At 69.1% G+C, this 20,845-nt stretch carries 20 protein-coding genes; 7 read left to right on the top strand and 13 right to left on the bottom strand.

Annotated elements, in window-relative coordinates; all coding sequences use genetic code 11:
- The first annotated feature begins 9 nt into the window (after positions 1-9).
- On the top strand, positions 10-519 hold the full coding sequence (locus A5764_RS26640) for a GNAT family N-acetyltransferase (protein ID WP_067119720.1): 510 nt from the start codon (positions 10-12) through the stop codon (positions 517-519).
- On the opposite strand, the gene A5764_RS26635 is transcribed toward A5764_RS26640, so the two are convergent.
- Together A5764_RS26635 and A5764_RS26630 are read right to left on the bottom strand one after the other, a co-directional pair.
- Complete coding sequence (locus tag A5764_RS26635) at positions 520-930, bottom strand: VOC family protein (protein WP_067119718.1); 411 nt, start codon at positions 928-930, stop codon at positions 520-522.
- A gap of 68 nt (positions 931-998) precedes the next feature.
- Positions 999-1,901 (bottom strand): undecaprenyl-diphosphate phosphatase, encoded by a 903-nt coding sequence (locus A5764_RS26630; RefSeq protein WP_067119716.1) that lies wholly within the window; start codon positions 1,899-1,901, stop codon positions 999-1,001.
- Between the two features lie 159 nt (positions 1,902-2,060).
- Here A5764_RS26630 and A5764_RS26625 point away from each other — a divergent pair, with 159 nt between their 5' ends.
- The 3 genes from A5764_RS26625 (at position 2,061) to A5764_RS26615 (ending at position 8,244) form a co-directional block, all read left to right on the top strand.
- Positions 2,061-4,454, top strand: a complete 2,394-nt coding sequence (locus A5764_RS26625; RefSeq protein ID WP_082951929.1) for a CoA transferase — start codon at positions 2,061-2,063, stop codon at positions 4,452-4,454.
- A 51-nt stretch (positions 4,455-4,505) separates the two neighbouring features.
- Positions 4,506-5,990: an acetyl-CoA acetyltransferase gene (locus A5764_RS26620; protein ID WP_067119714.1), complete on the top strand. Its 1,485-nt coding sequence runs from the start codon at positions 4,506-4,508 to the stop codon at positions 5,988-5,990.
- Between the two features lie 109 nt (positions 5,991-6,099).
- Positions 6,100-8,244, top strand: a complete 2,145-nt coding sequence (locus A5764_RS26615; protein WP_067119712.1) for an NAD-dependent epimerase/dehydratase family protein — start codon at positions 6,100-6,102, stop codon at positions 8,242-8,244.
- On the opposite strand, the gene A5764_RS26610 is transcribed toward A5764_RS26615, so the two are convergent.
- From A5764_RS26610 to A5764_RS26575, 8 genes are all read right to left on the bottom strand, one after another.
- On the bottom strand, positions 8,241-9,482 hold the full coding sequence (locus tag A5764_RS26610) for an NAD(P)/FAD-dependent oxidoreductase (protein ID WP_067119710.1): 1,242 nt from the start codon (positions 9,480-9,482) through the stop codon (positions 8,241-8,243). The two genes, A5764_RS26615 and A5764_RS26610, sit on opposite strands and share 4 nt — an antisense overlap.
- A 24-nt stretch (positions 9,483-9,506) precedes the next feature.
- Complete coding sequence (locus A5764_RS26605) at positions 9,507-10,232, bottom strand: DUF72 domain-containing protein (RefSeq protein WP_067119708.1); 726 nt, start codon at positions 10,230-10,232, stop codon at positions 9,507-9,509.
- Between the two features lie 7 nt (positions 10,233-10,239).
- Positions 10,240-10,866, bottom strand: a complete 627-nt coding sequence (locus tag A5764_RS26600) for an endonuclease (protein WP_067119705.1) — start codon at positions 10,864-10,866, stop codon at positions 10,240-10,242.
- A 44-nt stretch (positions 10,867-10,910) separates the two neighbouring features.
- Positions 10,911-11,243: a TfoX/Sxy family protein gene (locus A5764_RS26595; protein ID WP_067119701.1), complete on the bottom strand. Its 333-nt coding sequence runs from the start codon at positions 11,241-11,243 to the stop codon at positions 10,911-10,913.
- Position 11,244: 1 nt separating this feature from the next.
- Positions 11,245-11,652, bottom strand: a complete 408-nt coding sequence (locus A5764_RS26590) for a nitroreductase family deazaflavin-dependent oxidoreductase (protein WP_231989834.1) — start codon at positions 11,650-11,652, stop codon at positions 11,245-11,247.
- Positions 11,653-11,720: 68 nt separating this feature from the next.
- Positions 11,721-12,149 carry a hypothetical protein gene (locus A5764_RS26585; RefSeq protein ID WP_067119696.1) on the bottom strand — a complete coding sequence of 143 codons (429 nt, stop codon included), beginning with the start codon at positions 12,147-12,149 and terminating at the stop codon, positions 11,721-11,723.
- A gap of 261 nt (positions 12,150-12,410) precedes the next feature.
- Positions 12,411-14,750 carry an endopeptidase La gene (gene lon / locus A5764_RS26580; protein WP_067119693.1) on the bottom strand — a complete coding sequence of 780 codons (2,340 nt, stop codon included), beginning with the start codon at positions 14,748-14,750 and terminating at the stop codon, positions 12,411-12,413.
- Between the two features lie 159 nt (positions 14,751-14,909).
- Positions 14,910-16,145, bottom strand: coding sequence for an alpha-hydroxy acid oxidase (locus A5764_RS26575; protein ID WP_067119690.1), 1,236 nt, complete (start codon positions 16,143-16,145; stop codon positions 14,910-14,912).
- An 18-nt stretch (positions 16,146-16,163) separates the two neighbouring features.
- Between A5764_RS26575 and A5764_RS26570 the strand changes: the two genes are divergently transcribed.
- A complete protein-coding gene (locus A5764_RS26570) occupies positions 16,164-16,589 on the top strand; it encodes a DUF1810 domain-containing protein (RefSeq protein WP_067119684.1) in 426 nt (141 codons plus the stop codon).
- Here the strand turns inward: A5764_RS26570 and A5764_RS26565 are convergent.
- Genes A5764_RS26565 through A5764_RS26555 form a run of 3 tightly spaced genes read right to left on the bottom strand, consistent with a single transcriptional unit; the run spans position 16,586 to position 19,061 of the window.
- Positions 16,586-17,917: an alpha-amylase family protein gene (locus A5764_RS26565; protein ID WP_067119681.1), complete on the bottom strand. Its 1,332-nt coding sequence runs from the start codon at positions 17,915-17,917 to the stop codon at positions 16,586-16,588. The two genes, A5764_RS26570 and A5764_RS26565, sit on opposite strands and share 4 nt — an antisense overlap.
- 10 nt (positions 17,918-17,927) lie before the next feature.
- Positions 17,928-18,464: an alkyl hydroperoxide reductase gene (locus A5764_RS26560; RefSeq protein WP_067119676.1), complete on the bottom strand. Its 537-nt coding sequence runs from the start codon at positions 18,462-18,464 to the stop codon at positions 17,928-17,930.
- 9 nt (positions 18,465-18,473) lie between these two features.
- Positions 18,474-19,061: a peroxiredoxin gene (locus A5764_RS26555; RefSeq protein ID WP_067119674.1), complete on the bottom strand. Its 588-nt coding sequence runs from the start codon at positions 19,059-19,061 to the stop codon at positions 18,474-18,476.
- A gap of 103 nt (positions 19,062-19,164) precedes the next feature.
- Here A5764_RS26555 and A5764_RS26550 point away from each other — a divergent pair, with 103 nt between their 5' ends.
- Together A5764_RS26550 and A5764_RS26545 are read left to right on the top strand one after the other, a co-directional pair.
- Complete coding sequence (locus A5764_RS26550; RefSeq protein WP_067119670.1) at positions 19,165-20,109, top strand: hydrogen peroxide-inducible genes activator; 945 nt, start codon at positions 19,165-19,167, stop codon at positions 20,107-20,109.
- A gap of 26 nt (positions 20,110-20,135) precedes the next feature.
- Positions 20,136-20,837, top strand: coding sequence for an EthD domain-containing protein (locus A5764_RS26545; protein ID WP_067119662.1), 702 nt, complete (start codon positions 20,136-20,138; stop codon positions 20,835-20,837).
- Positions 20,838-20,845: the final 8 nt, after the last annotated feature.

The following is a 20,845-nucleotide window of genomic DNA, read 5'->3' as shown; positions in this document are numbered from 1 at the left end:
ACTGCACCGATGACCGAGGTGCGGCCGGCCGTCCCGGCGGACGCGCGGGAGGTGGCCCGCGTGCACGTGCGCTCCTGGCAATCGGCGTACCGGGGGCTCATCGCCCAGGACTACCTCGACGGCCTGAAGCCCGAGGCCTGGGCCAACCGATACACCTTCGGCCGGGTGGGGCTTCGGCTGCCGTCCACGGTGGTCGCGGTCGACGGGTCGGCGATCTGCGGCCTGGCGACCACGGGCCTGGGCGACGACGAACACCTACCGAATTTCGGTGAGCTGATGGCGCTCTACGTCGATCCCGCCTACCACGGAACCGGGGTGGGGCGCCTGCTCATCACCGCCGCGAGGGAGCGGCTGCGGAGGGTCGGCGTCGCGGGAGCGTTGCTGTGGGTGCTGGACGGCAATGCCCGCGCCCGGCGATTCTACGAACGCGACGGCTGGAGATTCGACGGGGCTTGCCGCACAGAGGTTTTCGGCAACTCGCCGGTGCGCCAAGTCCGCTACCGGTTCGCGCCGATCTGATCAACCGGCTTGGGCCAAGGTCAGCTGCCACGAGACCCCGAAACGGTCGTTGACCCAACCGAATTTGGGGCTGAAACCATAGGAATCCAGCGGCATGAGGACCTGGCCTCCTTCCAGTAAGGCGCCGTACAAGCGCTCGATCTCGTCGTCGGAGGCGCACTCCACATACAGGGAGATCGACGGGGTGAAGCTGAATCCGTGCGAGGCGGGGCTGTCGATGCACATGAACTGCTGGCCCGCCAGCGCGAACGTCGCATGCTGAACCGTTCCCTCCGCTCCCGCCTCGTCGGGTCCATATCGCGTCATCGATCGAATCCCGGAGTCGGCGAACAGCGATGTGTAAAACCGCATCGCCTCCTCGGCCTTGCCTTCGAACATCAGGAAAGTGGTGATTTTGTGCAACGTTGTCATCGGACCCCCAGGGTGATCTCACGCATCGCGACGGGCTCGGTGCCGAGCGTAGTGGGGGTGTTTCTACGTCAGCGCACGCCGAGCCACACCAGGCTGGCGGCCCCGACGGCCGCGCAGTAGATGGCAAACGGCGTGAGGGTGCGGGTCTGGAAGTACCTCGTGAGAAACCGCACCGCCAGGTAGGCGCAGACGAAGGACGCGACGCTGCCGGCCAGCACCTGGCCTCCGATCCCGGTTCCCCGCGGCCCGAACAGGTCGGGGATCTTGTAGACCCCGGCGGCCAGGATGATCGGCGTCGCCAGCAGAAACGAGTAGCGGGCGGCGTCCTCGTGCGAGAGCCCGCGCCACAGGCCGGCCACCATGGCGATGCCGGAGCGGCTGATGCCGGGCAGCAGGGCCAGTATTTGCGAGGAGCCGATCAGCACGCCGCGGCCCATCGGTAGCTGTGCCAACCGGTTGTCGATCGCCTCGCCGGCGTGGTCGGCGTGCTCGACGTCGCCCGCCGGTGAGACCCGGCGCCGCAGCACCTCACCGGCGTACAGGGCCACGCCGTTGAGCAGCAGAAACGCCGCCGCCGGCATGGGTTTGCCCAGCGTGGTGCGGAAGAGGTGTTCGAGGGCCACCCCGGCCAGCCCCACCGGGATGGTGGCCACCACGATCAGCCAGGCCAGCCGCTCGTCGGGCGTCTGGATGCGCCGATGGCGCAGCGACGAGACGAAGCCGGCCACGATGCGCAGCCAGTCCCGCCAGAAGAACACCAGCAGGGCGGCGGCGGTGGCGACGTGCAGGCCGACGATGAACGCCAGGTAGGGCGACTCGGGGGTGGACACGCTGAGGTCCCGGGCCCATTGCCCGCCGATCAGCGCCGGCACCAGCACCGCGTGCCCGAGGCTGGAGACCGGGAACAGCTCGGTGACGCCCTGGAACGCCCCGACGACCACCGCCTCGACGTAGCTCAGGTGCGCGCTCATGCGTTGGGTCCTTCCGTGGATGGTTTCGCGGCCTGCGACGATAGCCGACGCGATCGCCGCCCACCTTCCCGGCCGTGGCGGTGGCGACCAATCGGCTTGCGCCGCTGAGCTTCTGGTTGGACGGCCTGCCCCACCGCACCGGACGGGTACGGTGGGCGGGTGGCCGACGGGTTGCTGGATGGGGTGCGCGTGCTGGACTTGTCCAGTGGCGGCGCCGACGCGGTGGGCCGCCTGTTCGCCGACCTGGGCGCCGACGTACTCAAGATCGAATTCCCGGGCGGAAGCATGGGACGCGACGAGTTGCCGACGCTGGCCGGTGCCAGCATCCCGTTCGCGGTGCACAACGCCAACAAGCGCTGCGCGGTGCTGGACCCGCTCGAGGACGGCGACTGCGGCCGGTTCTTCGAACTGGCCGCAGAGGCCGACATCGTCGTGGACAGCGGCGTAGACGGACACGCCGGTGCGTTCGGGATCTCGGGCGCCGAATTGGCCGCCCGCTACCCGCACCTGGTGGTGCTGTCGGTCAGCGACTTCGGTGCCACCGGCCCGCGGTCGTCGTGGCGGGCCAGCGATGCCGTCCTGTATGCGATGTGCGGCTCGCTGTCGCGATCGGGCCCCACCACCGGCACCCCGGTGCTCCCGCCGGAGGGCATCGCTTCGGCGACCGCCGCCGTCCAGGCCGCCTGGGCCGCGCTGGTCGCCTACTACAACCGGTTGCGTTGCGGCACGGGCGATTACATCGACTTCTCCCGCTACGACGCCGTCGTGATGGCGCTCGACCCGGCGTTCGGCGCGCACGGGCAGGCCGCCGCCGGCAGCCGCCGCGCCGGCGAGTGGCGCGGCCGCCCGAAGAACCAGGACGCCTACCCGATCTATCCATGCCGGGACGGCTACGTCCGGCTGTGTGTGATGGCGCCGCGGCAGTGGCGCGGCCTGCGGCGGTGGCTGGGGGAGCCCGAGGATTTCCAGGACCCGAAATACGACGTGCTCGGCGCCCGCTTCGCGGCCTGGCCCGAGATCAGCCTGCTGCTCGAGGCGCTGTTCGCCGACCAGACCATGAAGGACCTGGTGGCCGCCGGACAGGCGCACGGGGTGCCGATCGCCGCGGTGTTGACGCCGGCGCGGATCCTCGGCTCCGAACATTTCCAGGCGGTGGGCGCGATCACCGAGGCCGAGCTATTTCCCGGGGTGCGCGCCAGCGTCCCGACCGGGTATTTCGTCGTCGACGGGCAGCGGTCGGGTTTCCGGACGCCGGCTCCCGCCGTCCCGGGGCAAGACGAACCGTTCTGGAGCGCGAATCCCACGGTCGTGCAAGCACCGTCGGGCAAGGTCGGCGAGTACCCGTTCACCGGGCTGCGGATCCTCGACCTGGGCATCATCGTCGCCGGCGGCGAGCTCAGCCGGCTGTTCGGCGACCTGGGCGCCGAGGTCATCAAGGTCGAAAGCGCCGACTATCCGGACGGCCTGCGGCAGGCCCGCGACGGTGACCCCATCAGCGAATCCTTCGCCTGGACCCACCGCAACCAGCTCGGGCTCGGCCTGGACCTGCGCAGCGTGCGGGGTAAGGAGATCTTCGGCCGGCTGGTCGCCGAGGCCGACGCGGTGTTCGCCAACTTCAAGCCCGGAACCCTTACCACGCTTGGGTTTTCCTACGACACGCTGCGCTCGCTCAACCCGCGCATCGTGCTGGCCGGCAGCAGCGCCTTCGGCAACACCGGCCCGTGGAGCACCCGGATGGGCTACGGGCCGCTGGTCCGCGCCGCCACCGGCGTGACCCGGCTGTGGACGTCCGACGATCCGGACGAGCAGGCTGACACCGGCCGGCACGCGTTCTACGACGCGACCACCATCTTCCCCGATCACGTGGTCGGCCGGGTCACCGCCATCGCGGCGCTGGCCGCGCTGATCCGCCGCGATCGGACCGGCAGCGGGGCCCACGTCCACGTCTCGCAGGCCGAGGTGGTGGTCAACCAACTCGACACCGTCTACGTCACCCAGGCCGCGCTGGCCGCGGGCATCGCCAGGATCCGCGACGACACCGCCGTGCACGCGGTCTACCCGTGTGCGGGCGACGACGAATGGTGCGCCATCACGATCGGCTCCGATGAAGAATGGCGTTGCGCCGCAACTCTTCTCGACCGCCCGGAATGGGTGGACGACCCGCGCTTCGCGACCGGCGAGTCGCGCCTGGCCAACCGGCGCGAGCTGGTGGAGCTGCTGTCGGCCTGGACCCGAACCCGCACCCCGGTGCGCGTCGCCGAACTGCTGCAGTCGGCCGGAGTCCCGGCCGGGCCGATGAACCGCCCGCCGGACATCCTCGAAGACCGCCAGCTGATCGAGCGAAACCTGTTCAGCGACATGGTGCATCCGCTGATCGAACGTCCGCTGCCGGCGGAGACGGGCCCGGCGCCGTTTCAGCACATCCCGCCCGCCCCAAAGCGCCCGGCGCCGCTGTCCGGCCAGGACACCCGTGAAATCTGCCGAAGCCTGCTGCAGATGAGCGACGAGGAGATCGAGCGGCTGATCGACGACCGCGTGCTGTTCGCCCCCTGAGGGCCCGATGCCGATCACCGCCGCGATTCATAGCCACGCTAAATTCGTCGTATGACCGTCGACCCTGCGACACCGGTGCTGATCGGCTACGCCCAGGTCAACCACCGCGACGAAATCGACCCCGCCACGCGGTCGGTCGAGCCGGTCGACTTGATGGCCGTCGCGGCCCGCGAAGCCGCGGATTCCCGGGTGATCGAGGCCGTCGATTCCATCCGCGTGGTGAACATCCTGTCGGCGCAGTACCGCGATCCCGGGCTGCTGCTGGGCCAGCGGATCGGCGCCTCCGGCTTCACCACCCGCTACAGCCCGGTCGGGGGCAACGTGCCCCAGTCGCTAATCAACCAGGCCTGCCTGGACATCCAGGCGGGACGGGCCGGCGTGGTGCTGGTCGCCGGCGCCGAAACCTGGCGCACCAGGCGGGGCCTGAAGGCCCAGGGCAGCAAGCTCGAGTGGACCGCGCAGGACGCCTCGGTGCCGATGGCCGAGATGCACGAGGACGACGTCCCGATGGCCGGTGCCGCCGAGCTCAGGATCGGGCTGAACCGCCCGGCCTACGTCTACCCGCTGTTCGAGCAGGCGCTTCGCATCGCGAACGGCGAAGCGGTCGACGACCACCTCAAGCGCATCGGCGAGTTGTGGGCCGGCTTCAACGCCGTGGCGGTCGGCAATCCCCATGCGTGGATCCGCAAACCGGTGACCGCCGAGGAGATCTGGCAGCCAGGCCCGCAGAACCGGATGATCAGCTGGCCCTACACCAAGCTGATGAACTCCAACAACATGGTCGACCAGGGCGCCGCGCTGGTGCTGACCTCGGTGGAGCAGGCAAAACGCCTGCAGATCCCCGCCGAGCGGTGGGTTTACCCGCACGCGGGCACCGACGCGCACGACACCCCGGCCGTCGCCGAGCGCGATGAGCTGTACCGCTCGGCGGCCATCCGGATCGGCGGGGCGCGCGCGCTGCAACTGGCCGGCCTGGGCATCGACGATGTCGACTACGTCGACCTGTACTCCTGCTTTCCCTCCGCCGTTCAGGTCGCGGCCGCCGAACTGGGGTTGAGCGTCGACGATCCGGCCCGCCCGCTCACCGTGACAGGGGGGCTGACGTTCGCCGGCGGACCGTGGAGCAACTATGTGACGCATTCGATCGCCACCATGGCCGAGCTGCTGGTGGCAAACCCCGGACGGCGCGCGCTCATCACCGCGAACGGCGGCTATCTGACCAAGCACAGCTTCGGTGTCTACAGCACCGAGCCACCGGCCGAGTTTCGCTGGGAGGACGTGCAACCGGCGGTGGACCGGGAGCGCACCCGCGACGGCCTGGTCGAGTGGGAGGGCGTGGGCACCGTCGAGGCATGGACGACGCCGTTCGACCGCCAGGGACGACCGGAGAAGGCGTTCCTGTCCGTACGCACGCCCGACGGGTCGCGCACGCTGGCGGTCATCGACGATCCGGCCGCCGCCGAGGCGACGGTGCGCGAAGACATCGGCGGCGCCAAGGTTGCCGTCGCCGCCGACGGCAGCGCCGCGCTGCAGTAACCAGTCCGCGACATAGCGCCACGCCAGGGCGCCGTTTGAGGGGCAACGGTCGCGTAAGTGATAGCAACTTGCCTATTGTCGACTTGGACCTTGGGGGAGGTGAGCCCAGGTGCAGATCCTGGTGACCGACGCCACCGGCGCAGTCGGGCGGATCGTCGCACGCCAGCTGATCGCGGCCGGGCACACCGTCATCGGCATCGCTGACCAGCCGCATCCGTGCCTGGACCCCGGCGTGGACTTTGTTTGCGCGCCGCTCAGCCACCCCGTCCTGCAAGACCTGACCGACGAGGCCGACGCGGTGCTTCACCTGGCCCCGGTCGACGCCCGGGCCCCGGGGAGCGCGGACATCGACGGGGTCGCGCACGTGACCCACGCGGCCGCCCGCGCCGGTGCGCGGCTGCTGTTCGTGTCCCAGGCTGCGGGCCGGCCCGAGGTGTATCGGCCGGCCGAGGAGCTGGTGTCGGCGGGCTGGGCGCCGAGCCTGGTCGTGCGCATCGCCCCGCCGGTCGGCCGCCAGCTCGACTGGATGGTGTGCCGCACGGTGGCCACCCTGCTGCGCACCAAGGTCTCCGCGCAGCCGATCCGCGTGCTGCACCTCGACGATCTGGTGCGCTTCCTGGTGTTGGCCCTGAACACCGACCGCACCGGTGTCGTCGACCTCGCCACCCCCGACACCACCAACGTCGTCACCGCCTGGCGGCTGCTGCGGGGCGTCGACCCACGTTCGCGGCTGCACGGCGTGCGCAGCTGGTCACGGCTGATCCCCGAGATTGATATCGCTGCGGCGCAAGAGGATTGGGGCTTCGAGTTCGGCTGGCAGGCCGTCGAGGCGGTCGCCGACACGGCGCGCGGACTAGTAGGGCGCCGACTCGGCGCCGTGGGCGCGACCAGCCACGGCGGCCAGCTGGCGATCCCGGTGGAGGTCGCCCCGCGCCCCCGGCCGTCGGGCGCGCTGCACAGCGCCGCCCCCGAGGGCATCGAGGGCGAGTTCGACGACCGCGTCGATCCGCGGTTCCCGGTCTTCAGCGCCGCCCGCCTCGCCGAGGCGCTGCCCGGCCCGCTGACCCCGATCACGCTGGACGTCCAGCTGAGCGGGCTGCGCGCGGCCGGCCGGGTGATGGGTCAGGCACTCGCCCTGGGCGACGTGGTGGACGACGAGTGGGGGAGCAGGGCCATCGCCGTCTTCGGCCATCGCGCCTACGTCGGGGTGTCGGCCAACGTCGTGGCCGCGACCCAGCTGCCCGGCTGGGACCAGGACGCCGTCGCCCGCCACGCCCTGGTGGACCAGCCGCATGTCGGCGACGTGCTGCCGTTCGGGGAGCCCCGGCAGGCCGAGGGGGCTCTCGGCTCCATCGCCAAGGCGGTCGTCGCGGCGCGTTCCCTGGCCCTGATGCGCCATCTCAAAGCCAACACGCGGGCCTACGGCGCCGCCGCCGAGGTCGAACACCTCGACGCCACCCAGCTGGCCCTGCTGCCGGATGCGGCCCTCGAGGTGCGGGTGCGGCTGTTGCGGGATCGCATCCACCAGGGCTGGATCCTGACGGGGCTGTGGTTGATCGACACCGGCGTCACCGCGGCGACGCTGGAGCACACCCGCGCCGCGTCCAGGGTGCCGGGCCTGGGCATGATCGTGGAAAGCACCCGCATCGCCGCGCACACCGCCGAGCTGGCGGCGGTGTTGCGGGGCGATCCGCCCCTGTGCGCGCTGGCGAAGGAAGGCAACGTCGGCAGCGTCCGCGCGTTGTCCCCCGGTACCGCCGCCGTCCTGGACGCCGCGGTCGCCCGCATCGGGCACCGAGGGCCGGGGGAGGCCGAGCTGGCCAGTCAGGTGTTCGGTGACGATCCGGGGATGTTGCTCACGGCGGCCGCCGAGGCCTCCGAGGCCTCCGAGGCCGCCGAAGCTTCCGAAGCCTCGGTGGCCGATGCCGTGCCGCCGCCGTCGCTGGCGCGCCGGCTGGCCGCCAACGCCCGCGGTTCGCGCGAGCTGGCCCACGACACCACCATGCGTTTCACCCACGAGCTGCGGATGACGCTGCGCGAGTTGGGATCTCGTCGGGTCGGGGCCGAACTTTTCGACGTCGTCGACGACGTGTACTACCTGACCTGTGACGAGCTGGTCACCATGCCCGCCGACGCGCGGCTGCGGATCAAGCGTCGACGCGCCGAACGGGAACGCCTGCAGGCGCAGCGCCCGCCCGATGTCATCGACGGAACGTGGACGCCCGTCGGCGCGAGCGCCAAGACCGGGGCCTAACCGGCCCTCCCCGGCAAGTCGGCCAGCGGCGATGCCGGGTCGGCCAGCTTGTCGACGTCGACGGGGGCCCTCGAGCGGATCAGGGCCTTGACGTCGTCGAGGACATCCCAGATGTTGACGTTCATCCCGGCCAGCACCCGATTCTCGGCGTCGAGCCAGAACGCGACGAATTCGCGTCCGTCGACGTCGCCGCGGAACACCACCCGCTCGGAGCCGGGCGCGTGTCCGGCGTATTCCATTCCCAGGTCGTATTGATCGGTGAAGAAGTAGGGCAGCTCGGCGTATTCACCTGGCCTGCCGAGCATCCCGGCCGCCGCGACCGCGGGCTGTTTGAGCGCGTTGGCCCAGTGCTCGGTGCGGATGCGGGTGCGCAACAGCGGGTGTTCGGCGGCGGCGATGTCGCCGACGGCGTAGATGTCGGGATCGCTGGTGCGTAACGACGCATCGACGAGCACCCCGCCGTCACCCATCGCCAACCCTGCCCCTTCGGCGAGTTCGACGTTCGGCTTGGCGCCGACGGCCACCAGCACCGCGTCGGCGGTGACGGCCGACCCGTCGCGCAGGCGCAGACCGGTGGCCGAGCCGTTCGTCGTCGTGATCTCGTCCACCTGCGCCTGCAGCCGCAGGTCCACGCCGTGCTCGCGATGCAGGTTGGCAAACACCTCGCCGACGGTTTCCCCGAGCGCCGCCGCCAGGGGTTGTTCGGCCGCCTCGACCACGGTCACGTCGACGCCGCGCTGGCGGGCCGCGGCAGCCACCTCCAGGCCGATCCAGCCGGCGCCCACCACGGCCAGCGAAGACCCTTCGGTGAGAACGGAATTCAGTGCCACGGCGTCGTCGTAGGTGCGCAGGTAGTGCACCCCGTCGGCGCCGGAACCCGGGATCGGTGGGCGCCGGGCGGCCGATCCCGTGGCCAACAGAAGCTTGTCGTAGGCCACCGTGGTGCCGTCGGCGAGCCCGACGGTGTGTGCCCCGGCGTCCAAGGACGTCACCCGCGCGCCGAGCCTCAGGTCGGCATGATTCTCGCGATACCAGTCGGTGTCGTGCACGGTGAATTCGGCGAGCGACTTCTTGCCGGCCAGATACTCCTTGGACAGCGGCGGACGCTCGTAGGGCGGATGGTTCTCGTCGGTGAACAGGATGATGTCGCCGTTAAAGCCATTGTCGCACAAGGATTCTACCGCTTTGGCTCCAGCGAGGCCGCCACCGACGATGACGAAAGTGGTCGAGCTGGCCATGATCGCCAGCCTACTCGCGGCCGCTCAGCTCAACAGTTCTTGCAACGTCAGCGCATTGCGGACGGCGTGGCCGCCGAGATCGTTGTTGAAATACATCCACACGTCCCTGCCCTCGCCATCCCATTCGGTGATCCGGTCGGCCCAGCGTCGCAGGTGGTCGCTGGAGTAGCTGCCTGCGTAGATCGCGTCCTGGTCGGGACCGTGCATCCGGACGTACACCAGGTCGGTGGTGGCGCGCGGGACGCAGGCCAGTCCGGCGCCGCTCATCACCACGTAGGCGGCGCGGCGGCGTTCCAGCAGCTGGTAGACGGCGGGGTCGTTCCAGGACGGGTGGCGCAGCTCGACGGCCACCCGGATCCACTCCGGCACGAGCCGCAGGAAGTGGTCCAGCCGCGCGTCGTCCCGCTGTTGTTCGGGGTGCAATTGGACCAGCAGCACGCCGCGGCGATCGCCCAGCAGTTGCCAGCAGCGCTCGAACCGTTCGATCCAGGGCTCGGGGGAGGACAGCCGGCGGTAGTGGGTCAGTCCGCGATGCGCCTTGACCGACATCTTGAATCCCTCCGGCAGCTGTTCGCGCCACCCGGCGAAGGTCGAATCCTTGGGCCACCGGTAAAAACTCGCGTTGAGCTCAACGGTGTCGAAAACCTCGATGAAGCGGGCCAACCGGCGCGCCGAGGGCAGACCGGGCGGATACAACACGTCCGCCCAGTGGTTGTAGGACCACCCCGAGGTCCCGATCCGGACGGTCAACGGCGGATCAACCGGCCACCCGCCGGCGCACGTCGTCGTCCAGGGAGGCCCTGACCAGCGCGGCGGCCAGTCGCGCATTTGCCTGCGGCGCAAGCGCTCCCAGCTTCGCCGGTTGGCTGGGCAACCCCAAACATTTTGCCGCGGCGGTGGCGCGGTCGTCGAAATAAGGGCGCACCCACGTCCAGACGTCTTGCACTTCGCGCAGATAGATGTCGGCGCCGGTGTCGCCAATTCCCTTGAATTTCTTCAGCATCCGTTTCGCGTGGGCGACGTCGTGCCGGCTGCGGTCGGCAATCTGGCGCAGATCGCCCGAGTAGTCGTCGCGGACCCGTTCGGCCATGTCGGTGAGGCGGGTGGCCGAACTTTCGTCGTAACGCGCGTAGCTGGCGCGGCCGAAAGCGCTGATCATGGTGCGCCGGTCGGATGCCAGCACGGCTTTCGGCGTGCGCAGCCCGGCCTTGAAGATTTCCCGGGCGGCGCCCATCGCGATGGCGGCGTCGATCGGCTTGCTGGCGAGCATGCACAGCACCAGCAACTGGAAGAGCGGCATCGGCTTGTCATTGATCTTGATGCCCGCCTCGGCCGCGTAGGTGGTGCCGGCGACGTCGAGCAGTCGTCGCACACGCTGGTCCATACCGCACCTCGTACCCGCGGCGCCCCGCGGCTAACCCGGGGGCGTCATTTGTGCGGAAGGCTGCGGGCGTAGCCCACCCCACGAGTGACCCAGCCCTGCAGCTGGCGCTTGGTTGCCACGCCGTCGGCGTCAACGCGTAACCAGCCGCGGGTTTCCCGGCCCGCCATCACCATCGGGCTGACGTGGGCGCGACCCAACAGCTTCTCGGTGTCGTCCGGCGGCACCCGCACCATCAGGCCGCCCTGGCCGCTGACCGCCACGGACATGTTGCCGTTGATCAGGAACGCCAGACCCCCGAACATCCGCTTTTCCTCGATACCCCGCTCGACGCCGAGCAGTTCGCGGATCCGGTTGGCCAGCTCTTCGTCGTAGGCCATGTCAGTCGAGATCGATCCGAATGGTCAGCAGGTCGCTGCCCATCAGACGAACGATCGCGCTGTTCAGCCGTGGTAGGTTCCCGAGCCGCTGCAGCGGGTCGTCGTCGGGCAACAGGTGGGCGGTTCCGGTGCGCCACCGACCGCCGATGCGCACCCTGACGGCCGGGTTCGCCTTGATGTTGTGAACGTAGTCCGAATGTTCGCCGTGCTCGGAGACCATCCAGAACTGGTTGTCCACCATGCGGCCGCCGACCGCGGTGCGCCGTGGCTTCCCGCTTTTGCGGCCCACGGTCTCCAGGCTGACCCCCGGCATTTGGCGACCCACCGGATTGACGAGAAGCCGTTGAACGCGGTGGACCACTTGCCGTTTCAAACTCACCGCTCTATTGAACGCCGAGCCCGAACGCAGGGAAATACCGGGTCACGCGCAAACGAGAACAGCCGCCCCGAGGGAGGCGGCTGTCTCGTTGTGCCGTGTTAGCCGGCGTACGCGACGAATTGCCCGTTGATAAAGACGCCCCACTGGTTTACCGCCGGGTTGAAGACGACCGGATAGTCGCCATCGGGGTAACCCTGCGGGTTATGCCAGGTGGGCGGGAGCCCATAGCGGGCCGGCTCGTTGTAGTGGCCCGGCGGCGGGGCGCCGTGCTGGCCGGGCGGAAGCGGGGAGCCCGGACCATTGCAGTTGGCGCCCGGTCCAGGGTTACAAATGGGCTGTCCCGGCACGTACCCCGGCCCCGGCTGCTGGTCCGGTCCCGGCACATTCGGGCCAGGCACATTCGGGCCCGGTCCCGGCACGTTCGGGCCATTCGGATCGGCTTGCGCGAAACCGGCGCCGATCCCCAGTGCCGCGGATCCCAGAGCGCCGGCCATCGCCGCGGTAGCAGCGAGTTTGTTCAACTTCATGTGAACTCCTTGTCGAACGGTTGGACTGCCCCGCAAGGAGCAGAACAGCCTCGGACCTTTATGTCCCTTGATGTGCGGTTGGCCCCCGCCCCCGGCCCAGGCTGTAGGGATGACCCCCCGACCTCTCGTGGCTACCCGGGCTGTCGGAGACGAAAACGGGTTCGTCCCAATTTCTTCGCAGCAATTTCCAAGGCGTTCGACATGTGACCAACAGGATTGATGTCGGTCGGCCGACCGGGGAGGCCGGCCGACCGACGGCTATCAGGCGGCGGCCGAAGCGGTCTGCGTGACCGGCTCCAGCGCCTGAGCGACGATCTCGGCAACGTCGGTCATCGGCTTCACCTCTAGCGCGTCGAGCACCTCCGCCGGAACGTCGTCCAGATCCGGCTCGTTGCGCGACGGGATGAAAACCGTTGAGAGCCCGGCACGCTGGGCGGCAAGCAGCTTCTGCTTGACGCCGCCGATCGGCAGCACCCGCCCGTTCAGCGTGACCTCGCCGGTCATGCCGACGTCCGAGCGGACCTGACGTCCGGTGGCCATCGACACCAGCGCGGTCACCATCGTGACACCGGCCGACGGGCCGTCCTTGGGCACGGCTCCCGCGGGCACATGCACGTGGATGCGCCGATCCAGCGGGTTCGGGTCTTTGGTATCAATGCCCAGGTCCGCGGCATGCGAGCGCACGTAGGACAGCGCGATCTGCGCCGACTCCTTCATCACGTCGCCCAGCTGGCCCGTCAGCTGCAACCCCGGCTCGCCGTCGGTGGCCCCGGCCTCGATGTAGAGCACGTCGCCGCCCAGGCCGGTGACGGCCAGGCCGGTGGCCACGCCGGGCACCGCAGTGCGTTCGGCTGACTCCGGGGTGAATCGGGGACGGCCCAGGTAGGCGACCAGATCGGGCTCGTCGATGACGAGCGGACCCGCTGCCCCGTCCGATCCGGGGGCGAGCTTGGTGGTCACCTTGCGCAGCGCCTTGGCGAGCAGCCGCTCGAACTGGCGCACGCCCGGCTCGCGGGTGTACTCGGCGGCGATCTTGCGCAGCGCCGCCTCGGTGATGGTGACCTCGTCGTCGTTCAACGCCGCCCGCTCGCGCTGCCGGGGCAGCAGGTAGTCGCGGGCGATGGCCACCTTGTCGTCCTCGGTGTAGCCGTCGATCTGCACCAGCTCCATGCGGTCCAGCAACGCCGACGGGATGTTCTCGATCACGTTGGCGGTGGCCAGGAACACCACGTCGGACAGGTCCAGGTCCAGATCCAGGTAGTGGTCGCGGAAGGTGTGGTTCTGCGCGGGGTCGAGCACCTCGAGCAGCGCCGCGCTCGGGTCGCCGCGATAGTCGGAGCCGACCTTGTCGATTTCGTCCAGCAGCACAACGGGATTCATCGACCCCGCCTCGCCGATGGCCCGCACGATGCGGCCCGGCAGCGCGCCCACGTAGGTGCGCCGGTGCCCGCGGATCTCGGCCTCGTCGCGCACACCGCCCAGGGCGACGCGCACGAACTTGCGGCCCAGCGCCCGGGCCACGCTTTCACCCAGCGATGTCTTGCCGACACCGGGCGGACCGGCCAGCACCATCACGGCGCCCGAGCCACGGCCGCCGACGACCTGCAGTCCTCGCTGGGCGCGGCGGGTGCGCACGGCCAGGTATTCGACGATGCGGTCCTTGACGTCGCCGAGCCCGTGGTGGTCGGCGTCCAGGATTTCCCGCGCCGCCTTCAGGTCCGTCGAGTCCTCGGTCCGGACGTTCCAGGGCAGGTCGAGCACGGTGTCCAGCCAGGTCCGGATCCAGCCGCTTTCCGGGCTCTGGTCGCTGGCCCGTTCCAGCTTGCCGACCTCGCGCAGCGCGGCCTCGCGCACCTTCTCGGGCAGGTCCGCGTCCTCGACGCGGGCCCGGTAGTCGTCGGATCCGTCGGGCTCGCCCTCGCCCAGCTCCTTGCGGATGGCGGCCAGCTGTTGGCGCAGCAGGAATTCCTTCTGCGTCTTCTCCATCCCCTCGCGCACGTCCTCGGCGATCTTCTCGTTGACCTCGACCTCGGCGAGGTGGCCGCTGGTCCAGTCGATCAGCACCCGTAGCCGCTCGGCGACATCGACCGTCTCCAGCAGCTGCCGCTTCTCCACGTCGGTCAGGTAGGACGCATATCCCGACGTGTCCGCCAGCGCCGACGGGTCGGTCAGGCTGTTGACGTAGTCGACGATCTGCCAGGCCTCGCGCCGTTGCAGCATGGCCAGCAGCAGCTTCTTGTACTCCGCCGCCAGGGCCTTGACCTCGTCGGTCGGTTGCGTCTCGGGCACCTCGGTCACCTCGACCCACAGCGCCGCGCCGGGCCCGGAGGCCCCCGCCCCGATGTGCGCCCGGCGCTCGCCGCGCACCACGGCGGCGCTGCCGCCGCCGGCGATCCGCCCGACCTGCAAGATCTTCGCGATCACACCGTGCGACGGGTACCGGTCGTCCAGCCGCGGGGCGATCAGCAGCTGCCCGGACTCGCTGGCCTGCGCGGCGTCGATTGCCGCCCGGGCGGCGTCGTCCAGCGCAATCGGGACCACCATTCCGGGCAACACGATCGTCCCGGTGAACAACACGGGCACTGACTTGGCTTCAGCCATCAATCCTCCAAAACTTGAGTCTGATGCGCTTAACCCAGCCCGGTACCGATTTGTTCCCGAGGGTGCAGCCGATCAGCTCTGGGAAGAATCTCGGCCGTCGAGATTGCCGCCATGGTCGTGCTCAACACCCCAACCACAGCCCTCAGCGCAATTTCGGCGCTAACGCATAGGCCCCAGCCGCCGCAGCTGGGTCACGTGCTTGGGGGACAGCTCCTCCAGGCAGGTGACACCCAGCAGCCGCATGGTCCGGATCAGCCCCTCCTGCAGGATTTCGATCGCGCGGGTCACGCCCGCCTCGCCGCCGGCCATCAGCCCGTACAGGTAGGCCCGCCCGACCAGCGTGCACCGGGCCCCCAGCGCGATCGCGGCCACGATGTCGGCGCCCGACATGATGCCGGTATCCACCAAAATCTCGGTGTCTTTGCCCAGCTCGCGCGCCGCCTCGGGCAACAGGTGGAAGGGCACCGGGGCCCGATCCAATTGCCGGCCACCGTGATTGGACAACACGATGCCGTCGACGCCGCGGTCGACGACGGCGCGGGCATCCTCGAGCGTCTGGATTCCCTTGACGACCAGCTTGCCGGGCCACTGCGCCTTGATCCACTCCAAGTCGTCAAAGGTCAGACTGGGGTCGAACATGGTGCTCAGATACTCGGCCACGGTGCCCGGCCAGCGATCCAGCGACGCAAAAGCCAGCGGTTCGGTGGTCAACAGATCGAACCACCACTTCGGGTGCGGCACCGCGTCCAGGACGGTTCGCAGGGTCAGCGTCGGCGGGATCGTCATACCGTTGCGGTTGTCGCGCAGCCGCGCGCCCGAGACCGGCACGTCGACGGTGGCCAGCAGGGTGTCGAACCCCGCGTCGGCCGCGCGCTTCACCAGCTCCATCGAGCGGTCGCGGTCGCGCCACATGTAAAGCTGAAACCACTTTCGCCCCTGGGGGACAGCGGTCACCAGGTCCTCGATCGCGATGGTGCCCAGGGTGGAGAGCGAGAAGGGGATTCCGGCGTTCGCCGCCGCCCGCGCGCCCGCGATCTCGCCCTCGGTGTGCATCAACCGGGTGAAGCCGGTGGGCGCGATCCCGAACGGCAGGACGACCGGTTGGCCCAGCACGTTCCAGCCGGCGGTCACGTTGGTGACGTCACGCAGGATCGTCGGATGAAACTCGATGTCGCGGAAGGCCTGTCGGGCGCGCATGATCGACAGCTCGTCCTCGGCGGCGCCGTCGGTGTAGTCGAACGCCGCCTTGGGTGTGCGCCGTTTGGCGATGCGTCGCAGGTCTTCGATGGTGAACGCGGCGTCGAGGCGACGTTTGGTCGCGTTGAACTGCGGGCGTTTGAACTGGATCAGCGGCGCCAGGTCGCGCACTTTGGGCACTCGTCGTTTGACCGCCATACGTGCCACCGTAGTCATATGGAATCGTTCGATCTGAAGCGCTTCGTGGATGCGCAGGAACCGGTCTACCACAACGTCGTCGACGAGCTGCGCCACGGGCGAAAACGCAGTCACTGGATGTGGTTTGTGTTCCCGCAGCTGCGCGGGCTGGGCAGCAGCCCGACTGCGGAACGCTACGGCATCTCCTCGCTCGAGGAGGCCCGCGCGTACCTGCGCCATGACGTGCTCGGACCGCGATTGCGCGAGTGCACACGCCTGGTCAACCAGATCGAAGGCCGTTCGGCCGCCGAGATCTTCGGTTCGCCCGACGATCTGAAGCTGCGCTCGTCGATGACGCTGTTCGCCCGTGCCACCGATGACAACGCGGACTTCCTCGCGCTGCTCGACAAGTACTACGCCGGCCAGCAGGATCAGCTGACCCTGAAACTGCTGGCGGGTTCCTAGGCGGGGCTCAGTATCCGCCAGCCGTGGGGCTCGACGACCAGGGTGTCCACCACCTCGGCCGGCGGTGCGCCCGACCCGCCGACGACATGTGCGCGCGGCTGGCCCAACTCCGACAGCACCAGGCGCCGCGGCTTGTCGTCGATGTTGAGCGCGACCAGCAGCGCGTTGTCGCCGCTGCGGCTCTCATAGACGTAGTGCCGATTGTCCAGGTGCACCGCGGTGGTGGACGCCGCGTGCAGCCACGGGTGGCGACGGCGCAGCCCGATGAGGTACTGGTGCAGCGCCCACACATCCGCGCCGAACGCGTCGGTTTCCATTGGGGGAGTGCCGAACTCGGGGCGCACGGCGTCGTCGCCGCCGCGCCGCTCTTCCTTGACGCCGCGAAACCCGAGCTCGTCGCCGGCGTACACGCAGGGCACGCCCCCGACCGTCAGCAGGATCACCAGCGCGTGGGCCACATGCTCGGGGCGTTCCAGCCGGCTGGCGATGCGGGTGACGTCGTGGTTGCCGATGAAGGTCAGCGGAGCGAAGCCGCTCAGCAAGGCGTTGTGCCGCTGCATCGCCCAGTCCAGCTCGAAGAAGTTGCCGTCGTTGAGGCCGCTCCAGATCGCCTTCCACAGCTCGTACTGGGTGGCCGAGTCGAAGGTGGCCGCCTTGACGACCGAGGCGTAGTCGCCGTGGATCAGCTCGCCGACGAACCACGCGTCCGGGTGCCGCTCGCGCACCCTAGGTAGCACCGAGGCCCAAAACTGTTGCGGGACAGCGTAAGCGGCATCCAGACGCCAGCCGGCGGCGCCGCGTCGCAACCAGTGCGTCATCACGTCGACGGCATAGTCGATGACCTCGGGGTTGTCGTGGTTGAGGGTGATGAGCTCGGAGTGGCCCTCGAAGGTGTGGAAATGGCCGGGGCGGCCGCGAAACCAGCGCGCCGCCGCCTCGTCGTTCGGCACCTCGCGGTAGCGCGGGAAGTCCACGCCGACGTGATTGAACACGCCGTCGAGCAGTATGCGTAGGCCGCGGCGATGCGCCTCAGCGACGAGGTGGTCGAAGTCGGCGTCGTCGCCGAGCCGGGGATCGATGCGGTAGTGGTCGGTGGTGTCGTAACCGTGTGTACGCGAGGCGAAGATGGGTCCCAGCGCGAGGCCGGAGGCCCCCAGCGCGAGGGCGTGGTCGAGCCAGTCGACGAGCCGCCGCAGCCGATGTTCGCTCGGCTGCGGCGGCTGTTGCGACGGCCCGGACGCGGGAAACGCGCCGACGAATCCCAGCGGGTAGACCTGCCACCAGATCGCGTGCTCGATCCAGGCGGGGCCGGTCACCACAGGACTCACGACGCTGCGATCAGCCGACTGCGGCCGGCGTCTGGACGGTCATGATCGCTTGCGCCACACCGGAAACGATCGCCGCGGCCTTGAGCGCCTCGAAAATGCTTTCCCGATCCACGCCCGCCTCACGCAGCGTGTGCTCGTGGGCGACCATGCAGTGCGAGCACCCGTTGATCGACGACACCGCGAAAGACCACAGTTCGAAATTGGCCTTGTCCACACCGGGGTTGGCGATGATGTTCATCCGCAATCCCGGCCGCAGGTCGTCGTAGGCGCCCTCCAGGAAACCGCGGCCACGGTAGAACACGTTGTTCATGCCCATGATGGACGCGGCACCCAGCGCCGCCTGGTACGCCTCGGCCGACAGATAGTCGGCCGCCTCGGCGCCGATCTCGGCCAGCACCTGGATATTCCGCGTGGCCGCGGCGCTGGCCAGCAGCGTGCCCCAGAGCTGCTCCTCGTTCAGCACGGTGCTGCGGGTGATCGAGCCGAGGTTGAGTTTCAGGTCCTTGGCGTACTCGGGCAGCGCGTCCTTGAGGTTCTCCACACTCATTTCGCCCTCCTACGCAGAAGCCTTGAGCAGCTCACCTGCGTCGATCGTCGGGTCGCCCTTGCGCCAGTTGCACGCGCACAGTTCGTCGGACTGCAGCGCGTCCAGGACGCGCAGCACCTCATCGACATTACGTCCCACGGAGCCGGCGGTCGCCGACACGAACTGGATCTCGTTGTTCGGGTCGACGATGAAGGTCACCCGGTCGGCCACGCCGTCGGCATTGAGCACGCCGGTGGCCAGCGAAAGCTCCCGCTTGATGTCCGAAAGCATCGGGAACGGCAGCTTCTTCAGGTCCTCGTGCTGCGCGCGCCACTGGAAGTGCACGAACTCGCTGTCGATCGAGACACCGAGGATCTGCGTGTCGCGGTCCTCGAACTCGTCGTTGAGCTTGCCGAACGCCGCGATCTCCGTCGGGCACACGAAGGTGAAGTCCTTGGGCCAGAAGAACACCACGCGCCACTTCCCGGGGTGGTCTTCGCTGGTGATGGTGGTGAAGTAGTCGCCGGGCTGCTTGGCGTCGACCTTCGACAGGTCGCCGCCGATCAGCGCGGTGAGCTGGTAGTCGGGGAACTGGTCGCCGATTGTCAGCAGGGACATATCGCTCCTTTTCTGGATCCACTCAAGATTAGCTTTACTGTCACCATGATGCCGTGGAGCGACGCCTGAAGTAAAGGTGATACATCACACTATACTTATAGGTATGACCGATAAGAGCTATCAGCCCACTATCGCGGGGCTCCGCGCGTTCGTCGCGGTCGCCGAAAAGCAGCACTTCAGTAGTGCCGCAACCACTCTCGGCGTCAGTCAGTCGACACTGTCGCAGGCGCTGGCGGCGCTCGAGACCGGGCTGGGCACGCAGTTGCTCGAGCGATCGACGCGGCGTGTCTTCTTGACGCCGGAGGGCCAGCAGCTCCTCCCGCACGCCCTCGCCGTCGTCGAAGCGGCGGAGGCGTTCACCGCCGCCGCCGCCGGCGCCTCCGATCCGCTGCAGGCCAGCATGCGGCTGGGGCTGATTCCCACCGTGGCGCCCTACGTGCTGCCGACACTGCTGGCCGGGCTGGCCTCCGAACTGCCTGCACTGACCCTGCGGGTCATCGAGGACCAGACCGAACGACTGCTCGCGCTCCTGCGCGAAGGTGCACTGGACGCCGCGCTGATTGCGCTTCCCGCCTCTGAGATGCCGGCGGCGGGGGTGAACGCGATCCCCATCTACGACGAGGATTTCGTGCTCGCGCTGCCGCCCGGGCATCCGCTGTCGGGCAAGCGCCGGGTGCCGGCCACGGCGCTCGCTTCGCTGCCGCTGCTGTTGCTCGACGAGGGCCACTGCCTGCGCGACCAGGCGCTGGACGTCTGCCAGAAGGCCGGTGTGCGCGCGGAGCTGGCCACCACCCGAGCCGCGTCGCTGGCAACCGCGGTGCAGTGCGTGACGGGCGGGCTGGGCGTGACGCTGATTCCGCAGAGCGCGGTGCCGGTCGAGGCCGCGCGCAGCCGGCTCGGGCTCGCGCAGTTCGCCACGCCCCGCCCGGGACGACGCATCGGTCTGGTGTTTCGCTCCTCGAGCGGCCGCGACGAGTCCTACCGGCAGCTCGCCGCGACGATCGGCAAGTTGATCGGCGCCGAACACCAGGTTCGCCCGGTCAAATAGCCGAACCCCGGCGGTAGGTTCTGCCTATGGAAAAGGTCATCGCCGTGCTGAGGCGCGCCGACGCGAACGACGACTGGTGTGCCCGGCAACGGGGTCCCGTCGCCGACGCGCTCCTGGAGCTGGGGGTGCCGGGGCTCGCGGTCAACGTGCGCGACGACGCCGTGCGCCACTCTCTGATGACCCTGACGACGCTGGATCCGCCGGTCGCCGCGGTGGTCAGCCTGTGGACCCAGCAGTGCTACGGCGACCAGACGTCGGCGGCGCTGACCCTGCTCGACGGCGAATGCGAACGCCTGGCCGCCTACCTGGTGACCGAGTCGGTACCGCTCGCCGCGCCGGTGACCGAAGCAGGTTGCCGCACAACGGGTTTGGCTAACATCGCGTTGCTGCGCCGGCCCGCCGAATTGGACGAGGCGACCTGGCTGACCCGCTGGCAGCGCGACCACACCTCGGTGGCCATCGAGACTCAGTCGACGTTCGGTTACACCCAGAACTTGGTGGTGCGAAGCCTCACGCCGGACGCGCCGGGAATCGCGGGCATCGTCGAAGAGTTATTCCCGGCGGAGGCGATCACCGACTTGAAGGCATTCTTCGGTGCCGCCGACGACGACGATCTACAGAGCCGGATAGAACAGATGGTCGCCAGCACAACCGCATTCGGCGCCAATCAGAACATCGACACGGTGCCCACCAGCCGCTACGTCTTCAAGACGCCGTTCAAGGATTGAGGGATTCC

Origin of the sequence: Mycobacterium sp. 852002-51057_SCH5723018 (genome assembly GCF_001667035.1) — a bacterium.
In the GTDB taxonomy this organism is placed as follows: domain Bacteria; phylum Actinomycetota; class Actinomycetes; order Mycobacteriales; family Mycobacteriaceae; genus Mycobacterium.
Note: the sequence above shows the minus strand (reverse complement) of the source record. Positions and strands in the feature narration are given on the sequence as shown.